13 protein-coding genes are annotated in these 16,558 nt (G+C 68.4%); 5 read left to right on the top strand and 8 right to left on the bottom strand.

Annotated features, from left to right (window positions below; translation table 11 throughout):
• Positions 1-278: 278 nt before the first annotated feature.
• Together ettA and lysA are read left to right on the top strand one after the other, a co-directional pair.
• On the top strand, positions 279-1,946 hold the full coding sequence (ettA, locus tag V7Q42_RS09365) for an energy-dependent translational throttle protein EttA (RefSeq protein WP_333823742.1): 1,668 nt from the start codon (positions 279-281) through the stop codon (positions 1,944-1,946).
• A gap of 294 nt (positions 1,947-2,240) precedes the next feature.
• Positions 2,241-3,527 carry a diaminopimelate decarboxylase gene (gene lysA / locus V7Q42_RS09360; protein ID WP_333823739.1) on the top strand — a complete coding sequence of 429 codons (1,287 nt, stop codon included), beginning with the start codon at positions 2,241-2,243 and terminating at the stop codon, positions 3,525-3,527.
• Positions 3,528-3,760: 233 nt separating this feature from the next.
• Here the strand turns inward: lysA and V7Q42_RS09355 are convergent, their stop codons facing one another.
• The gene (locus V7Q42_RS09355) at positions 3,761-5,572 is read right to left on the bottom strand and encodes an ABC transporter transmembrane domain-containing protein (RefSeq protein ID WP_333823738.1); all 1,812 of its coding nucleotides are present in this window, start codon (positions 5,570-5,572) and stop codon (positions 3,761-3,763) included.
• A gap of 352 nt (positions 5,573-5,924) precedes the next feature.
• On the opposite strand from V7Q42_RS09355, the gene rpmE reads away from it, so the two are divergent.
• Entirely contained in the window at positions 5,925-6,146 is a 222-nt protein-coding gene (gene rpmE / locus V7Q42_RS09350) for a 50S ribosomal protein L31 (protein ID WP_333823737.1), read from the top strand.
• A gap of 112 nt (positions 6,147-6,258) precedes the next feature.
• On the opposite strand, the gene V7Q42_RS09345 is transcribed toward rpmE, so the two are convergent.
• The 6 genes from V7Q42_RS09345 to fabA all read right to left on the bottom strand — a co-directional run bounded on the left by V7Q42_RS09345 (position 6,259) and on the right by fabA (position 12,924).
• The gene (locus V7Q42_RS09345; RefSeq protein ID WP_333823736.1) at positions 6,259-7,137 is read right to left on the bottom strand and encodes an EamA family transporter; all 879 of its coding nucleotides are present in this window, start codon (positions 7,135-7,137) and stop codon (positions 6,259-6,261) included.
• 45 nt (positions 7,138-7,182) lie between these two features.
• Positions 7,183-8,415 carry an aminotransferase-like domain-containing protein gene (locus tag V7Q42_RS09340; protein ID WP_333823796.1) on the bottom strand — a complete coding sequence of 411 codons (1,233 nt, stop codon included), beginning with the start codon at positions 8,413-8,415 and terminating at the stop codon, positions 7,183-7,185.
• A 70-nt stretch (positions 8,416-8,485) separates the two neighbouring features.
• A complete protein-coding gene (locus V7Q42_RS09335) occupies positions 8,486-9,736 on the bottom strand; it encodes an MFS transporter (protein WP_333823735.1) in 1,251 nt (416 codons plus the stop codon).
• 202 nt (positions 9,737-9,938) lie between these two features.
• Positions 9,939-10,778, bottom strand: a complete 840-nt coding sequence (gene fabI / locus V7Q42_RS09330) for an enoyl-ACP reductase FabI (protein ID WP_333823733.1) — start codon at positions 10,776-10,778, stop codon at positions 9,939-9,941.
• 194 nt (positions 10,779-10,972) lie between these two features.
• Positions 10,973-12,196: a beta-ketoacyl-ACP synthase I gene (gene fabB / locus V7Q42_RS09325; RefSeq protein ID WP_333823732.1), complete on the bottom strand. Its 1,224-nt coding sequence runs from the start codon at positions 12,194-12,196 to the stop codon at positions 10,973-10,975.
• 209 nt (positions 12,197-12,405) lie between these two features.
• Positions 12,406-12,924, bottom strand: coding sequence for a 3-hydroxyacyl-[acyl-carrier-protein] dehydratase FabA (gene fabA / locus V7Q42_RS09320; protein ID WP_333823731.1), 519 nt, complete (start codon positions 12,922-12,924; stop codon positions 12,406-12,408).
• 567 nt (positions 12,925-13,491) lie between these two features.
• Between fabA and irrA the strand changes: the two genes are divergently transcribed.
• Positions 13,492-14,034, top strand: coding sequence for an iron response transcriptional regulator IrrA (irrA, locus tag V7Q42_RS09315; protein ID WP_333823730.1), 543 nt, complete (start codon positions 13,492-13,494; stop codon positions 14,032-14,034).
• 61 nt (positions 14,035-14,095) lie between these two features.
• Here irrA and V7Q42_RS09310 read toward each other — a convergent pair whose 3' ends face one another.
• Positions 14,096-14,452 (bottom strand): hypothetical protein, encoded by a 357-nt coding sequence (locus V7Q42_RS09310; RefSeq protein ID WP_333823729.1) that lies wholly within the window; start codon positions 14,450-14,452, stop codon positions 14,096-14,098.
• A 283-nt stretch (positions 14,453-14,735) separates the two neighbouring features.
• On the opposite strand from V7Q42_RS09310, the gene lepA reads away from it, so the two are divergent.
• Positions 14,736-16,538, top strand: coding sequence for a translation elongation factor 4 (gene lepA / locus V7Q42_RS09305; protein WP_333823728.1), 1,803 nt, complete (start codon positions 14,736-14,738; stop codon positions 16,536-16,538).
• The last annotated feature ends 20 nt before the right edge of the window (positions 16,539-16,558 follow it).

Raw genomic sequence — 16,558 nt, 5'->3', positions numbered from 1 at the left:
CTTCGCCGGCGAATGTGGCGAAGGCGGGACGCGGAGTCGGACGCGGGCTCGGGCGAAGAGATTCGCACGGCCCGTGTCGCCGCGATCACGCGGTCCACTGCCGACCCGGACGGTGGAAGCCCTGCCGCCGCCTTGCCCCCGCCTCCGCGCATCGCTACATAGGGCGCAACCGGCGAGAGACGGCCGAAATCGGGGCCTCCCGAGAGCCGTCCCCCTCCCCCTTCCGAGACCCTGCGGGCGACGCCCGTCGACGAGACCCACCGAGGACGCGAGCCCCCATGGCCTCCTACCAGTACATCTATTACATGCACGGCCTGTCGAAGACCTATCCGGGCGGCAAGAAGGTCCTCGACAACATCCACCTGCAGTTCTTCCCCGACGCCAAGATCGGCGTCCTCGGCGTCAACGGCTCGGGCAAGTCGACGCTCCTCAAGATCATGGCCGGCCTCGACAAGGAGTTCACCGGCGAGGCCTGGGTGGCTCAAGGAGCCACCGTCGGCTACCTCGAACAGGAGCCGCAGCTCGACCCGAACCTGAGCGTCGTCGACAACGTCATGATCGGCGTCGCGCCGAAGAAGGCGCTGGTCGACCGCTTCAACGAGATCTCCATGCAGCTGGCGGAAGACTATTCCGACGAGTTGATGGAGGAGATGACCAAGCTCCAGGACCAGATCGACCACGCCGGCCTCTGGGACCTCGACAGCCAGGTCGAGATGGCGATGGACGCGCTGCGCTGCCCGGCGCCGGACGCCGACGTCACCAAGCTCTCCGGCGGCGAGCGCCGCCGCATCGCGCTGTGCCGCCTGCTGCTGTCGAAGCCCGATCTCCTCCTCCTCGACGAACCGACCAACCATCTCGACGCCGAATCCGTCGCTTGGTTGGAAGCGCATCTGCGCGCCTATCCCGGCGCCGTGCTGATCGTCACCCACGATCGCTACTTCCTCGACAACGTCACCGGCTGGATCCTCGAGCTCGATCGCGGCCGCGGCATCCCCTACGAGGGCAACTACACCGCCTGGCTCGGCCAGAAGCAGAAGCGCATGGAGCAGGAGGGCCGCGAAGAGGCCGCCCGCCAGCGCTCGCTCGCCCGCGAACAGGAGTGGATCGCGGCGTCCCCGAAGGCGCGTCAGGCCAAGTCCAAGGCGCGTATCCAGCGCTACGAGGATCTGGTGCAGAAGGCCGCCGCCAAGCAGGTCGGCGCCGCCGAGATCGTCATTCCCGTGGCCGAGCGCCTCGGCAACAACGTCATCGACTTCGAGCACCTGTCGAAGGGTTACGGCGACCGCCTGCTGATCGACGACCTGACCTTCAAGCTGCCGCCGGGCGGCATCGTCGGCGTCATCGGCCCCAACGGCGCCGGCAAGACCACGCTCTTCCGCATGATCACCGGTCAGGAGACCCCCGACGCCGGCGGCATGAAGATCGGCGAGAGCGTCAAGCTCGGCTACGTCGACCAGTCGCGCGACGCCCTCGACCCGAACAAGACGGTGTGGGAGGAGATCTCCGGCGGCAACGACGTGATCTATCTCGGCAAGCGCGAGATCAACAGCCGCGCCTACTGCTCGACCTTCAACTTCAAGGGCGGCGACCAGCAGAAGAAGGTCGGCGTGCTCTCCGGCGGTGAGCGCAACCGCGTCCACCTCGCCAAGATGCTGAAGTCCGGGGCGAACGTCCTGCTCCTCGACGAACCGACCAACGACCTCGACGTCGAGACCCTGCGGGCGCTCGAAGAAGCGCTCGAGGACTACGCCGGCTGCGCCGTGGTCATCTCGCACGATCGCTGGTTCCTCGACCGCCTCGCCACCCACATCCTCTCCTTCGAGGGCGACAGCCACGTCGAGTGGTTCGAGGGCAACTTCCAGGACTACGAAGCCGACAAGGTGCGTCGTCTGGGAGCCGCCGCCGTCGAGCCCCACCGCATCAAGTACAAGCCGCTGACGCGGTGAGAGCCGGCCGACGGGCGGCACCTCCTCTCTGAGACGAAGAACCCGGCGAGATCGCTCTCGCCGGGTTCAGACTGAAAAGGGCTTCGACTATCCCGAACGGGCTCGCACCCGCCCCCATTCCCGCAATGTCCCGATCATCGGCGTCTTCGAACGAAGTTGCATGTACATACGAGATACAACCACTGGCATTCCAATTGTTTCGGCCTCGGTGTTGCCGTTGCGCTACACTCCCCTCCCCCCCCGAAACATGCTACGTCGCCGCCTCGCACCGACGTCCGTTTCCCGAGATCCCCGATGACCGACCTCACCCGCCGCCTGCCCGCTTCCTGCTTCGCCTACGTCGACGGTGACCTCACCCTCGACGGCGTCAAGGTCGCGGACATCGCGAAGGAGGTCGGAACCCCTTTCTATCTCTATTCGGCCAAGCGCCTGCGCGAGAACTGGGCGCGGCTCGCCGATGCGTTGGCGCCTCTGAACGTCTCCATCCACTACGCCATGAAGGCCAACGCCAATCGCGCCGTGGTCGCGGTGCTGGCGAAGGAGGGCGCCGGCGCCGACATCGTCTCGGGCGGCGAGCTGACGCGGGCGCTCGATGCCGGCATTCCGGCCTCCAAGGTGGTGTTCTCCGGCGTCGGCAAGACCGACGAGGAGATCGCCCGGGCGCTCGAGGCGCAAATCCACCAGCTCAACGCCGAGTCCTACGAGGAACTGCACCGCATCGACGAGATCGCCCGCGCCCGTGGCGTGGTGGCGAGTGTCGCGCTGCGCGTCAACCCGGACGTCGACGCCGAGACCCACGCCAAGATCACGACCGGAAAGAAGGACAACAAGTTCGGCGTCGACGCCGATCGCCTCGCCGCGCTCGACAACGAGCTGAAGGCGATGGCCAACGTCCGCCTCGTCGGCCTCGCCGTCCACATCGGCTCGCAGATCCTGTCGACCCGTCCCTTCGCCGCGGCCTACGCCCGGGTGGCCGAGCTGACGCGCGAGCTGCGCGCCCGTGGTCACGCTCTCACCCGCCTCGACCTCGGCGGCGGCTTCGGCATCCCCTATCAGAACGAACTCGGCATCGATCCGGCCGACCTCGCCGCAACGATCCGCGACACCGTCGGTGATCTCGGCTGCGAACTCGCCGTCGAACCAGGCCGTTCGATCGTCGCCGACGCCGGCGTGCTGGTGTCGAAGGTGGTCTTCGTCAAGGACGGCGGCTCGCTGCAGTTCGCCGTGCTCGACGGCGCGATGAACGACCTGATGCGCCCGGCGATGTACGACAGCCACCACGACATCGTGCCCGTCCGCGAGCCGGCCGCCGGCGCCGAGCCGATCGAATACGACGTCGTCGGGCCGATCTGCGAATCCTCCGACACCTTCGCCAAGCGGCGAAAGCTGCCGCCGCTCAGCCCCGGCGACCTCGTCGCACTGGCAACCGCCGGGGCCTACGGCGCCACCATGTCGGGCACCTACAATGCCCGCCCGCTGATCCCCGAAGTGCTGGTCGACGCCGGCCGCTTCGCCGTCACCCGCAAGCGCGTCACCGTCGAGGAACAGCTCGGCTGGGAGAGCGTGCCGGCCTGGCTGTGAGGGCAGGGACGGACGTCCCTTCTCCCCTTGCGGGAGAAGGTGCCCGAAGGGCGGATGAGGGGTCCGAGCCTCTCCACGCCGCACTGCGTCGCTGAACCGCCGCGGTTGCCCCGCTTCGCGGCACCCCCTCATCCGGCCCTGCGGGCCACCTCCCCCGCGAGGGGGACGGAAGACGGTGCCCCGGCCGGAGGTGATCGCGGAAGTAGCTGCGGTTCACAGACCCTACGACCCGCTCACTCCGTCCCGCTGCCGCCGTTGCGGAACTGCAGACGCGCCAGACGAGCGTAGAGCCCGTCCTTGGCCACCAGGGCCGCGTGGGTGCCCTCCTCGACGACCTTGCCGCCGTCGATGACCAGGATACGGTCGCAGGCGAGCACGGTGGCGAGGCGATGGGCGATGACCAGCGTCGTGCGGCCGACCATCAGGCGTTCGAGTGCGGTGTGGACGGTCGCCTCGCTCTCGGCGTCGAGGGCGCTGGTCGCCTCGTCGAGGAGCAGGATCGGCGCGGCGCGCAGCACGGCGCGGGCGATGGCGAGGCGCTGGCGTTGGCCGCCGGAGAGCGTCACACCGCGTTCGCCGACCTGGGTTCCGTAGCCGTCGGGCAATGCCCCGACGAACTCGTCGACGAGCGCCGCCTTCGCCGCTTCGATCACGTCCGCGTCCGAGGCGTCGCGCCGGCCGTAGCGGATGTTCTCCATGATCGTGTCGGCGAAGATCACCGTGTCCTGCGGCACGATGGCAATGCGGTCGCGCACCGCCGTCGGATCGGCCGTCTTGACGTCGACCCCGTCGACCAGCACCCGGCCGCCGGTGGTGTCGTAGTAGCGCAGCAGCAGATGGAAAAGTGTCGATTTGCCCGCCCCCGAGGGGCCGACGAGGGCGATCTTCTCGCCCTTCTTCACGGCGATGTCGACGCCGTCGAGCACGGTTCGGTTCGGCGCACCGGGATAGGCGAAGCGCACGCCCTCGAAGGCGACCTCGCCGAGCGACGGCGACGGCATCGCCACCGGGAAGGCCGGGGCGGTGATCGACGGTTCCTCGTGGAGAAGCTCACCGAGCCGTTCGGCCGCACCCGCCCCTTGCGCGATCTCGCCCCACACCTGGGAGAGCTCGGAGAGCGCGCCGGCGGCGAAGACCGAGTAGAGCACGAACTGGGAGAGCGAACCGGGCGTCAGGCGGCCGGCGAGCACGTCGGTGGCGCCGATCCACAACACCGCCACCACCGATCCGAAGACGGTGAAGATGGCGACCGCGGTCAGCCACGCCCGCGCCTTGGTCGATGAGCGCGCCGCCTCGAAGGCGCTCTCCACCGATCGGGCGAAATGGGCGATCGCCGAGCCCTCGTTGGTGAAGGCCTGCAGCGTCCGCATCGCCCCGATGCTCTCCGAGGCGAAGGCGGCGGCCGAGGCCAGCGTGTCCTGGGCGAAGCGCGAACGGGCCCGCACCTTGCGCCCGAAGGCGACGAGCGGCAGCACGATCACGGGGATGGCCAGCAGCACCAGCCCGGAGAGGCGGGGGGAGGTGACGATCATCATCGCCACGGCGCCGATGAACAGGAAGAGGTTGCGCAGCGCGATCGAGGCCGAGGCGCCGACCGCCGACTTGATCTGCGTGGTGTCGGCGGTCAGACGCGACACGATCTCGCCCGACTGCGAGCGATCCCAGAAATCGGCCGAGAGCTTGGTCACATGGTCGAAGACCTGACGGCGCAGGTCGGCGACGATGCGCTCGCCGAGCCAGGTGACGAGGTAGTAGCGGGTGGCGGAGGCGACGGCGAGCGCGCCGGCCAGGATCACCAGCATGGCGAAATAGCGATCGATGAAGGCGCCGTCGGCGGCGGAGAAGCCGTGGTCGATCATCCGCCGGATGGCGAGCGGCAGCAGCAGCGTCACCCCGGCGGCGGCCACCAGCGCCGCGAAGGCGGCGAGGACGTGGCCCTTGTGGCGGGCGAGGAACGGCAGGAGCGCCTTCAGCGGCTTGATCGAACGGCGGCGCGCCGCCGCGTCGTCGGGGGTCGCCGCATCGGCGGAAGCGGATCTGCGCACGGGTCTGGCGTCCTCACCCTGGGTCTCGAGGCGCACGGGCCGCCTCGCGCGGGAGCCACGCGGGCTCCCCGGCTTCTGAGATGCCTGTTCATTGACCCGAACGGCGCTCCGGATCAAGTCCGACGTCGCCGCGGCGAGCGACACGATCCGGTGAAGAACCCGGCTCGGAACCGCGGTTTCGCGCCTCGCCGGCGCTTGTTCCCGGACGAGAGATGAGCTATGGATGCGCCCGAACCGACGAGACGGCCGCAGGCGCCCGCACTGCGGCCTCGTTTTTCGTCGAGCGCTCTTCAGATCGATCCTCGTCGCGCCCCGGGGCGCCGGATGGATCAGCACGGACGAGGACAGACCGATGAAGCAGGGTATCCACCCCGACTACCACACCATCAAGGTGGTGATGACCGACGGCACCGAGTTCTTCACTCGCTCGACCATGGGCAAGGACGGAGACACGCTGAACCTCGACATCGACCCGAAGTCGCATCCGGCGTGGACCGGCGGTTCGCAGCAGCTCCTCGATCGCGGCGGCCGCATCTCCAAGTTCAAGGACAAGTTCAAGGGCTTCGGTCTCTGATCGACCCTGGACGAGATGTCCGGACATGCGAACCCCGGCCCGAGAGGCCGGGGTTTTCGTTTGCGCGGTGTCGTTTCGCGCCGGGCGCGTCTGAGCCCTCCGGCCTCCGCTATCAGCGCCGCAGCCACAGCCCGACCCGCGGCCCGAAGACGTTGGTGACGAGCCCGGCGATCACCAGGACCGCACCGATCGCCTCGCGCCCGCCGATCGGCTCGCCGAGGACGAGGAAGGCGCTCGTGAGGCCGAAGACCGGCACCAGCAGCGAGAACGGCGCGACCGTCGCCGCCGGATGGCGCGACATCAGATGCGACCAGATGCCGAAGCCCAGCACCGTCGTCGGCCAAGCGAGATAGGCGACCGCGGCGATCGCCATCGGGGTCGGATGCGACAACGTGGCGACGATCGCCTCGCCGCCTTCGAAGACCCACGACAGCGCGAACAGCGGCAAGGGCGCGACGAGGCTCGCCCAGACGACGAAGCCGAGCATGTCGATCCGCCCCGCCTTCTTGGTGATGATGTTGGCGAGCCCCCAGCAGGCCGCCGCCGCGAGCACCATCAGGAACGGCCCGAGCGGCGCACCGCCCCCTGTCCGCGTCGAGGCGATCACCAGGATGCCGAGCGCCGCCACCGCCGCGCCGACGATCTGGATCGGCTTCGGCCTTTCGCCGAGGAGGAAGAAGGCGAGCCCCATGGTGAAGAAGGCCTGCATCTGCAGCACCAGCGACGAGAGGCCGGCCGGCATGCCGACCTTCATGCCGACGAACAACAGGCCGAACTTGACGACGCCGAGGACGAGACCGAAGGCGATCACCCAGCGTGCCGCACAGGCCGGCCGCTTCACGAAGAACACCGCCGGCAGCGCCGCGAAGAAGAAGCGCAGCCCGGTCAACAACAGTGGCGGCACGTCGGCGACGCCGAGCTTGATGACGACGAAGTTGAAGCCCCAGATCGCCACCACGAGGACGGCGAGAAGAATGTCCCGAACCGGCATGACGCTCTCCTCGGTCGCCCGTCGCGACCTTGCCGAACCGGAGCCTCAGCCGGCCATCCGCCCGATCAGCCGGCCGAGCCGGCCGATGCCCTCGGCGATCTGCGCCTCGTTGGGCGACGAGAAATTGAGGCGGATGGTGTTCGCCATCGCGTCGGTGGCGAAGAACGCCTTGCCGGGGACGAAGGCCACCCGCTCCTCGGCGATCGCCCGGGCGAGCAGGTCGGCGCCGTCGATGCCGGCCGGCAGCGTCACCCAGACGAAGAGGCCGCCCTCCGGATGGGTCCAGGTGGCACCCTTCGGCATCGAGGCGTCGAGTGCCGCCATCATCGCGTCGCGACGCTTGCCGTAGAGCGCCTTGGCGCGCTCGACGTTGGCCTCGTAGGTGGTCTCGGCGGTCTTCGCCATGACCATCTGGTTGAGCGTCGAGGAGTGCAGGTCGCCGGCCTGCTTGATCAGCACCAGCTTCTGGATCAGCGGCGTCGCCGCGACGATCCAGCCGACGCGCAGCGCCGGGACCAGCGTCTTGGAGAAGGTGCCGCAATAGATGGTGCGGGTCTTCTCGATGTCGCCGCCGTTGCGGGCGAGGTCGAGCGACAGGATCGACGGGCTCGGCTCGCCGTCGAAGCGCAGCGCCTGATAGGCGCTGTCCTCGATCACCGGAATCTCGAGTTCCTCGGCGAGATCGAGCAGCTTCTCGCGGCTCGCCAGCGGCATGGTGATGCCGGTCGGATTGGCGTAGTCGGGCACGACATAGGCGAACTTGACCCGCCCGCCGTTCGCCGCCGCTGCACTCGCATAGGCCGCCGGCGTGGTGTTGCCACCGTCGAGGATGAGCCGGTCGTAGCGCGGCTCGTAGGAATTGAACGCCTGCAACGCACCGAGATAGGTCGGCGCCTCCACGAGCGCCGTGTCGCCCGGCGACAGGAACAGCTTGCCGAGGAAGTCGAGCCCCTGCTGCGAGCCGCAGGTGATCAGCACGTGGTCGGCGGTGCAGGGAACGCCGTTCCGACCCATGAAGTCGACGATCCAGCGGCGAAGCGGCGCGTAGCCCTCGGAGACCGAGTACTGCAACGCCTGCGCCGCCTGCGCCGGATCGGCGAGGATCTCGTCCTGGGCGCGGCGAATGGCCTCGACCGGGAACAGCACCGGATCGGGGATGCCGCCGGCGAAGGAGATGATGTCCGGCTGGTCGAGGAGCTTCAGGAGCTCGCGGATCTCGGAGGCGCGCATGCGCTCCGAACGGGTGGCGAAGACATGGGACCAGTCGACCGCGGACATGAGGCTCACCTGTCGATTTCGAGGGTGGAGCACGCTAGGCCCGACCACGAAAAAGGTCAACAATACTGTCTTAAAATTTTCGCGGTTTCGCGCCCTGTTTCGCCGCTGCGCCGCCCGCTCTGCGACAGTTGGCGCGCGCCCGGCGCAGGACCGCGACACCGAGCGCGGTGAGAACCGCGAAGCCGGCCCCGGTGAGGAAGGTCGCCTGCGCCCCGAAGGCGTCCCACAGCCCGCCGGCGAGGAGGCTGGCGCCGAGCGCGGCGACACCGGTGACGAAGTTGAAGATGCCGAAGGCTGTGCCGCGGCGCGACGCCGGCGCGGCGTCGGCGACGAGAGCGGTGATCACCCCTTGCGTCAGCCCCATGTGCAGCCCCCAGGCGGCGACGCCGACCGCCGCCAGGACGAGGCCATCGGCGAAGGCGAGGGCCAGATCGCCGGCGATCAGCACCGCCAGCCCGACGAGCAGCGGCGCCGTCCGCCCCGCCTTGTCGGAGAGCGCCCCGGCCGGATAGGCCGCGATCGCGTAGACGACGTTCATCACCACCAGCACCAGCGGCACCAGCGCCGCCGGCAGCCCGACAGCGGACGCTTTCAGCACCAGGAAGGCCTCCGAGAAACGCGCCAGACCGAACACCGCCGCGACCGCCACCACGCCCCAGAAGGCACCGCCGAGCGGCACCCGCCCGTCGACCGGATCGTCGGGATCACCCTCCGCCGCGGGTCGAGCCACGTCCTCGACGCCGAAGACCAGCAGCGCCACCGCCACGAAGGCCGGCACCACCGCCACCCAGAAGACCAGGACGTAGGACCCGCCCGACGCCCACATCAGGACGACGGCGAGGAACGGTCCCAGGAAGGCGCCGACCGTGTCGAGCGATTGCCGGAGCCCGAAGGCGGCGCCGCGCATGTCGGGGGGCGCGATGTCGGCGGCGAGCGCGTCGCGCGGCGCCCCGCGGATGCCCTTGCCGATGCGGTCGACGAACCGCGCCGCCGTCACCCAGGCGACCGAGGGCGCCAGCGGAAAGATCGGCTTGGTGAAGGCCGCCAGCCCGTAGCCGAGGACGGCGAGCCATTTGCGCGTGCCCAACCGGTCGGAGAGCGTGCCCGAGACGATCTTGACCAGCGAGGCCGTCGCCTCGGCGATGCCCTCGATGAAGCCGACGGTCAGGGTGGAGGCGCCGAGCACGGCGACGAGATAGACCGGCAGCAGCGCGTGGATCATCTCCGAGGAGACGTCCATCGCCATCGACACCAGCCCGAGCACCCAGATGCCGCGCGGCAGGGCGGAAAGTCCGGTCTTCGCAGGGGTGGGAGGGGTCATCCTGGCCTCCGGCGAGGGGAAACACCCGGCGCTACGGTCGTCCGCGCCGCCGGAGTTCGCACCTTCCTTCCCCCCTCGCGGGAGAAGGGCTTCCGCCCCGACGTCTCCGGCGTTCCCGCGACCAGCGACACGACGAAACGGCCGGAACCGCCACCCTCCGCGGCTCGCCTTCGGCGACCCACGGATAGAGCCGCTGCCCGCCTCACTCCGCCGCCGGCTTCGATGCCTCTTCGCTCTCGCGCTTCTCCTGGATCTTCAACTCCTCGAGCCGCGGCATCGAGACGATCGAATAGCCCGAATCGACGAAGTGAACCTCGCCGGTGACGCCGGTCGAGAGATCGGAGAGAAGATAGAGCGCCGTGCCGCCCACTTCCTCGATCGAAACCGTGCGACCGAGCGGCGAATTGCGCTTCTGGAAATTGTACATGAGGCGGGCATCCGCCACACCGGCACCGGCCAACGTGCGCACCGGCCCGGCCGAGATGGCGTTGACGCGGATGTTCTCGAGCCCGAAGTCCATGGCGAGATAGCGCACCGAGGACTCGAGCGCCGCCTTGGCGACGCCCATGACGTTGTAGTTCGGCATCACCCGGGTCGAGCCGCCGTAGGTCAGCGTGATGATCGAGCCGCCGTTCGGCATCATCGCCGCCGCACGCTTGGCCACTTCGGTGAAGGAGAAGCACGAGATCACCATGGTGCGCGAGAAGTTCTCGCGGGAGGTGTCGGCATAGCGGCCCTTGAGCTCGTTCTTGTCGGAGAAGCCGATCGAGTGGACGAGGAAATCGATCGTCCCCCACTTCTCCTTCAGCGCCTCGAACACCGCGTCGACCGAGGCGATGTCCTCGACGTCACAAGGCAGCACCACGTCCGAGCCGACGGTCGCGGCGAGCGGACGGAGCCGCTTGCCGAAGGCCTCGCCCTGATAGGTGAAGGCCAGTTCGGCGCCGTGCTCGGCGAGCTTCTTGGCGATGCCCCAGGCGATCGAATGGTCGTTCGCGACCCCCATCACGAGGCCGCGCTTCCCCGCCATGATCCCGCTCATGGATGCTCCTTCGGATGTCCCCTGCCACCGTCACACCCGCCGGCTCGACCCCTCCCGAGGAGAAGCCGTCCGTCGCGGCCGGACAGCGATGTTACGATCTCGTTGCAATGAGATGACGGCTTTTTTCGGGCCGCCGTCGAGCCACCCGAAGAGAGACGTCCGATTCCCCCGCCGCCCGTCGCGAGCGGCGTCGATCACAGGCCGGCGCGGCTGAACACCAACGTCGCGTTGGTGCCGCCGAAGCCGAAGGAGTTCGACAGCACCGTGTCGAGCTTCGCCCCGTCGACGCGCTTGCGCACGATCGGCATGTCGGCGAAGGCCGGGTCGATCTCCTCGATGTTGGCGCTCTCGCAGATGAAGCCTTCCTTCATCATCAGCAGCGAGTAGATCGCCTCCTGCACGCCGGTGGCGCCGAGCGAATGGCCGGTCAGCGACTTGGTCGCCGAGATCGGCGGGCAGTTCGCGCCGAACACCTCGCGGATCGCCTCGATCTCCTTGATGTCGCCGACGGGGGTCGAGGTGGCGTGCGGGTTGATGTAGTCGATCGGGCTCTTCACCGTGGCGAGCGCCTGCCGCATGCAGCGGATGGCGCCCTCGCCCGACGGCGCGACCATGTCGTAGCCGTCGGAGGTGGCGCCGTAGCCGACCACCTCGGCGTAGATCTTGGCGCCGCGCGCCTTGGCGTGCTCGAACTCTTCGAGCACCAGCACACCGGCACCGCCGGCGATGACGAAGCCGTCGCGGTTCTTGTCGTAGGCGCGCGACGCGGTCGCCGGCGTGTCGTTGTACTTCGACGACATGGCGCCCATGGCGTCGAACAGGTTCGACAGCGTCCAGTCGAGGTCCTCGCAGCCGCCGGCGAACATCACGTCCTGCTTGCCCCACTGGATCAGCTCGTAGGCGTTGCCGATGCAGTGGTTGGAGGTCGCGCAGGCCGACGAGATCGAATAGTTGACGCCCTTGATCTCGAACCAGGTGGCGAGCGTCGCCGAAGCCGTCGAGGACATCGCCTTCGGCACCGCGAAGGGGCCGATGCGCTTCGGCCCGCCCTTGTCGCGGGTGATGCCGGCGGCTTCGACGATCACCTTGGTCGACGGGCCGCCCGAGCCCATGACGATGCCGGTGCGCTCGTTGGAGATGTCGGCCTTGTCGAGGCCGGCGTCGGCGATCGCCTGATCCATGGCGATGTGGTTCCAGGCGGTGCCCCCGCCGTGGAAGCGCATGGCGCGCCGGTCGATCAGCGCCGCGACGTCGAGATCCTTCGGGATGCCGTGGACCTGACAGCGGAAGCCGAGCTCGGCGTAGGCGTCGGCCCGGACGATGCCGGACTTCGCCTCGCGCAGCGACGCGGTGACCGCCTGCGTGTCGTTTCCGATCGAGGAAACGATGCCCATACCCGTGACGACGACCCGCCTCATCTCTGTCGGACCTTCTCGATACCGGCGGCGCCCACCGGCGTCCGCACCCGTTCCGGATCACGCCGCCCACCGGCGACGCCTCGAAGACCCGCGGCGACGTCCGCCACGGATCCGCATCACTCTAGCACGTCTCGAGCCGCCGAGCCCGGCCCGCGCGATCGCTGCGGCGACGAAACCGCGGACCGGTCGCCGGCGCGCCGCTCCTCGCCTCAGGCCTGGAACAGGCCGACGCGCATGTCCTTGACTTCGTAGATCGGCTTGCCGTCGGCGATCAGCTGGCCGTCGGCGATGCCCATCTTGAGCTTGGTCTTGAAGACACGTTTGAAGTCGACGCGGTACTCGACCAGCTTGGTGGTCGGCAGCACCTGATCGGAGAACTTCACCTCACCGACGCCGAGCGCCCGGCCGCGGCCCGGCAGGCCGAGCCAGCCGAGGAAGAAGCCGGTCAGCTGCCACAGCGCATCGAGGCCGAGGCAGCCCGGCATCACCGGATCGCCCTGGAAGTGGCAGGGGAAGAACCACAGGTCCGGACGGATGTCGAACTCGGCACGCACCAGGCCGACGCCGTTCGCCCCGCCCGTCTCGGAGATCTCGACGATGCGATCGAACATCAGCATCGGCGGCAGCGGCAGCTGGGCATTGCCGCCGCCGAACAACTCGCCGCGACCGCAAGCGAGCAGGTCCTCGTATTCGAAGCTGGAGCGCCGGTCGACCATCGTCTCGTCCATTTCCTTCTCTGTCCCGCCCCCGGAGGATCCGCGAACGGGCACGCCGTCGTGCCTTCGGCGCGAACCCCTGAAATCGGCGTCTTCGTAACATGTCCACCGACCGCCCGGAAGATCCGCGACCTTCCGAACCGCGGTCCTTTCGTCGCGATTTCGCTTTGCCGGTGAAACGACGACGCTCCGCGACACCCCCACACAGCGATCACCGCCGAGGCGAGGCGGCCATCCGGTCCGGCCCGGCGATCCGATCGGAACGCCGATCCGGCACGCGTTCGCTCCGAACACCGGCGCGGTACGTCGACGCCGACCTCGACGCGGCGCGGCGCGGCGCGGCGGACGTCGCAGCGCCTCGACCGACGACGGCTCGACGAAACGCGCGGCGACGAGACCGGAAAGTTCGGCGGCGAGACCGGAAGGTCGGCACTCGCACGAACCGGCGAGCCGACGCGGCGACGCGGCGACGCTCGGCCGACCGTGAATCCCGCCCGCCCACCGAAGTCCCCGGCGGCGCTTGCAGTTGTTGCGAATGCCTCTTAATATCAAATCCGCGACACTGGGAGACCCGATCCGATGTACGGCGAGACGACCGAGACTTTCCCCCGCCCGACGAGCGCCCCGCAATTCGCCCACGATCCGCATGTCCGGGCGGATGTCGTCGAGACGTTGCGCCGCGCCGGCCTGCGCCCGACCCGCCAGCGTACCGCCCTCGCCGCCCTGCTCTTCGGCGGTCCGGATCGGCACGTCTCGGCCGAGACGATCTACGAGGAGGCGATGACGGCGCGCGTCTCGGTTTCGCTCGCCACCGTCTACAACACGCTGCATCAGTTCACCGAGGCCGGCCTCCTGCGCGAACTGGCGGTGTCGGGAGCGAAGTCCTTCTTCGACACCCGCACCTCGCCGCACCATCACTTCTGGAACGAAGCGGACGGCGAGATGACCGACGTGTCGGTCGACGCCGTCGACGTCACCCGCCTGCCCGAGCCGCCCGAAGGGATGGAGATCGCCGGGGTGGAGGTGATGATCCGCCTGCGTCCGCGCCGCGATCGATCCGGAACCGCGACGACGAACGGCCGCGACGAAGTCGTCGCGGCCGCTGAAACCGGTCCGATGTGACCGACGCCGGTTCGGCGTCTCGGCGATGGCCGGACGCGTCGGCGTCCTCGGCCGACGGGAATCACTGCTTGGTCCAGTTCTCCGCGTCGCACATCGACTGGCCGACGGCGCAGCCCTGGACCTTGAGGCCCTTGCCGGTCGTGGTGACGGTGCCGTTGAAGGTCATGAAGCCCGGCATGTCGGGATGCTTCATGTCCCCCTTCCAGGTGCCCTCGCCGGCCGGCGCGATGCCCGAGAGGAACATGTTGAACTTCGATTCCTGAACGGTGGCGCAGAGCTTGCCGCCGCAGGTCCACACCTTGGCGGTGGTGCCGTTGGGGCGCTTGTACATGCCGTCGACGCCGGCGGCGGCGGCCGGCGTGGCGATGGCGATGGCGAGGACCGCGAGGGCGGCGAATGCCGGAAGCAGGGTACGCATGGGTTTCCTTCCCGTCGTGTTCGGGCGGCTCGTGTCCGCCGTTCTCGTCTTTCTTCGGTCGCTCGCACGGTGGCCCGCCGCGCGTCTCGGCGGATGGGCGCCGCCGCCATCAGAATATCCTGATACGTGAATATACAAAGCGAAAAGAGTGGGCTTGCTGCCCCGACGTGACGGGGTCCCCCGGCGTCACGTTCGCGTCCCCGATCGGACGACGATCGCGACCCGGCGAAATCCCCCGTATCCGGCCTTTCTTTCGCAGAGCCGCACTGCTATTCCCTCGCCCATGACGACGCCCCTCGACCACATCCGCAACTTCTCCATCATCGCCCACATCGACCACGGCAAGTCGACGTTGGCCGACCGGCTCATTCAGATGACCGGCGGTCTCGAGACCCGCGAGATGGTCGAGCAGGTGCTCGACAACATGGAGATCGAGCGCGAACGCGGCATCACCATCAAGGCCCAGACCGTCCGCCTGGAGTACAAGGCGAAGAACGGCGAGACCTATGTCCTGAATCTCATGGACACTCCCGGCCACGTCGACTTCGCCTACGAGGTCTCCCGCTCGCTCGCCGCCTGCGAGGGCTCGCTGCTCGTCGTCGACGCCTCCCAGGGCGTCGAGGCCCAGACGCTCGCCAACGTCTATCAGGCGATCGACAACCACCACGAGATCGTGCCCATCCTCAACAAGGTCGACCTGCCGGCGGCGGACACCGACCGGGTCAAGGAGCAGATCGAAGAGGTGATCGGCATCGACGCCTCCGACGCGGTGCCGATCTCGGCCAAGACCGGCCTCGGCATCCCCGACGTGCTGGAGGCGATCGTCACCCGGCTTCCCGCCCCGAAGGGCAACATCGATGCTCCGCTGAAGGCGATGCTCGTCGACAGCTGGTACGACACCTATCTCGGCGTCGTCGTTCTGGTGCGCATCGTCGACGGCGTCATGCGCAAGGGCCAGAAGATCCGCATGATGGAGGCCGGCGCCACCTACGAGGTCGAGCGCATGGGCGTCTTCACGCCCAAGATGGTCGAACTCAAGGAGCTCGGCCCCGGCGAGATCGGCTTCATCAACGCCTCGATCAAGGAGGTCGCCGACACCCGCGTCGGCGACACCATCACCGACGAGCGCAAGCCTTGCGTCGAGGCACTGCCCGGCTTCCGCCCGACCCAGCCGGTGGTGTTCTGCGGTCTCTTCCCGGTCGACGCCGCCGACTTCGAGGACCTCAGGACCGCGGTGGGCAAGCTGCGCCTCAACGACGCCTCCTTCACCTACGAGATGGAGACCTCGGCCGCCCTCGGCTTCGGCTTCCGCTGCGGCTTCCTCGGCCTCCTCCACCTGGAGATCATCCAGGAGCGGCTCGAGCGCGAGTTCAATCTCGACCTGATCGCCACCGCCCCCTCGGTCGTCTACAAGATCCTGGTGCGCGACGGGACCGTGCTGGAGATGCACAACCCGATCGACATGCCCGAGGTCACCCGCATCGAGGAGATCGAGGAGCCCTGGATCCGGGCGACGATCATGACGCCGGACGAGTACCTCGGCTCGGTGCTGAAGCTTTGCCAGGACAAGCGCGGCATCCAGGCCGACCTGTCCTACGCCGGTTCGCGCGCCCTCGTCGTCTACGACCTGCCGCTCAACGAGGTGGTCTTCGATTTCTACGACCGGCTGAAGTCGGTGTCGAAGGGCTACGCCTCCTTCGACTATCACCTCACCGACTACCGCCCCTCCGACCTCGTGCGCCTGCAGATCCTGGTCAACGGCGAGCCGGTCGATGCGCTGTCGATGCTGGTCCACCGAACCCGCGCCGAAAGCCGCGGTCGGGCGATCTGCGAGAAGCTCAAGGACGTGATCCCGCCGCACATGTTCCAGATCCCGGTCCAGGCGGCGATCGGCGGCAAGATCATCGCCCGCGAGACCATCCGGGCGCTCAGGAAGGACGTCACCGCCAAGTGCTACGGCGGCGACGCCACCCGCAAGCGCAAGCTCCTCGACAAGCAGAAAGAGGGCAAGAAGCGGATGCGTCAGTTCGGCAAGGTCGAGATCCCCCAGGAAGCCTTCATCCAGGTGCTGAAGGTCGAGGGGTGAGGAGCGATCGTTCTTCGTCC

The sequence above is a fragment of the Pinisolibacter sp. genome, from assembly GCF_036782435.1.
Classification (GTDB): Bacteria; Pseudomonadota; Alphaproteobacteria; order Rhizobiales; family Ancalomicrobiaceae; genus CALBKH01.
Note: the sequence above shows the minus strand (reverse complement) of the source record. Positions and strands in the feature narration are given on the sequence as shown.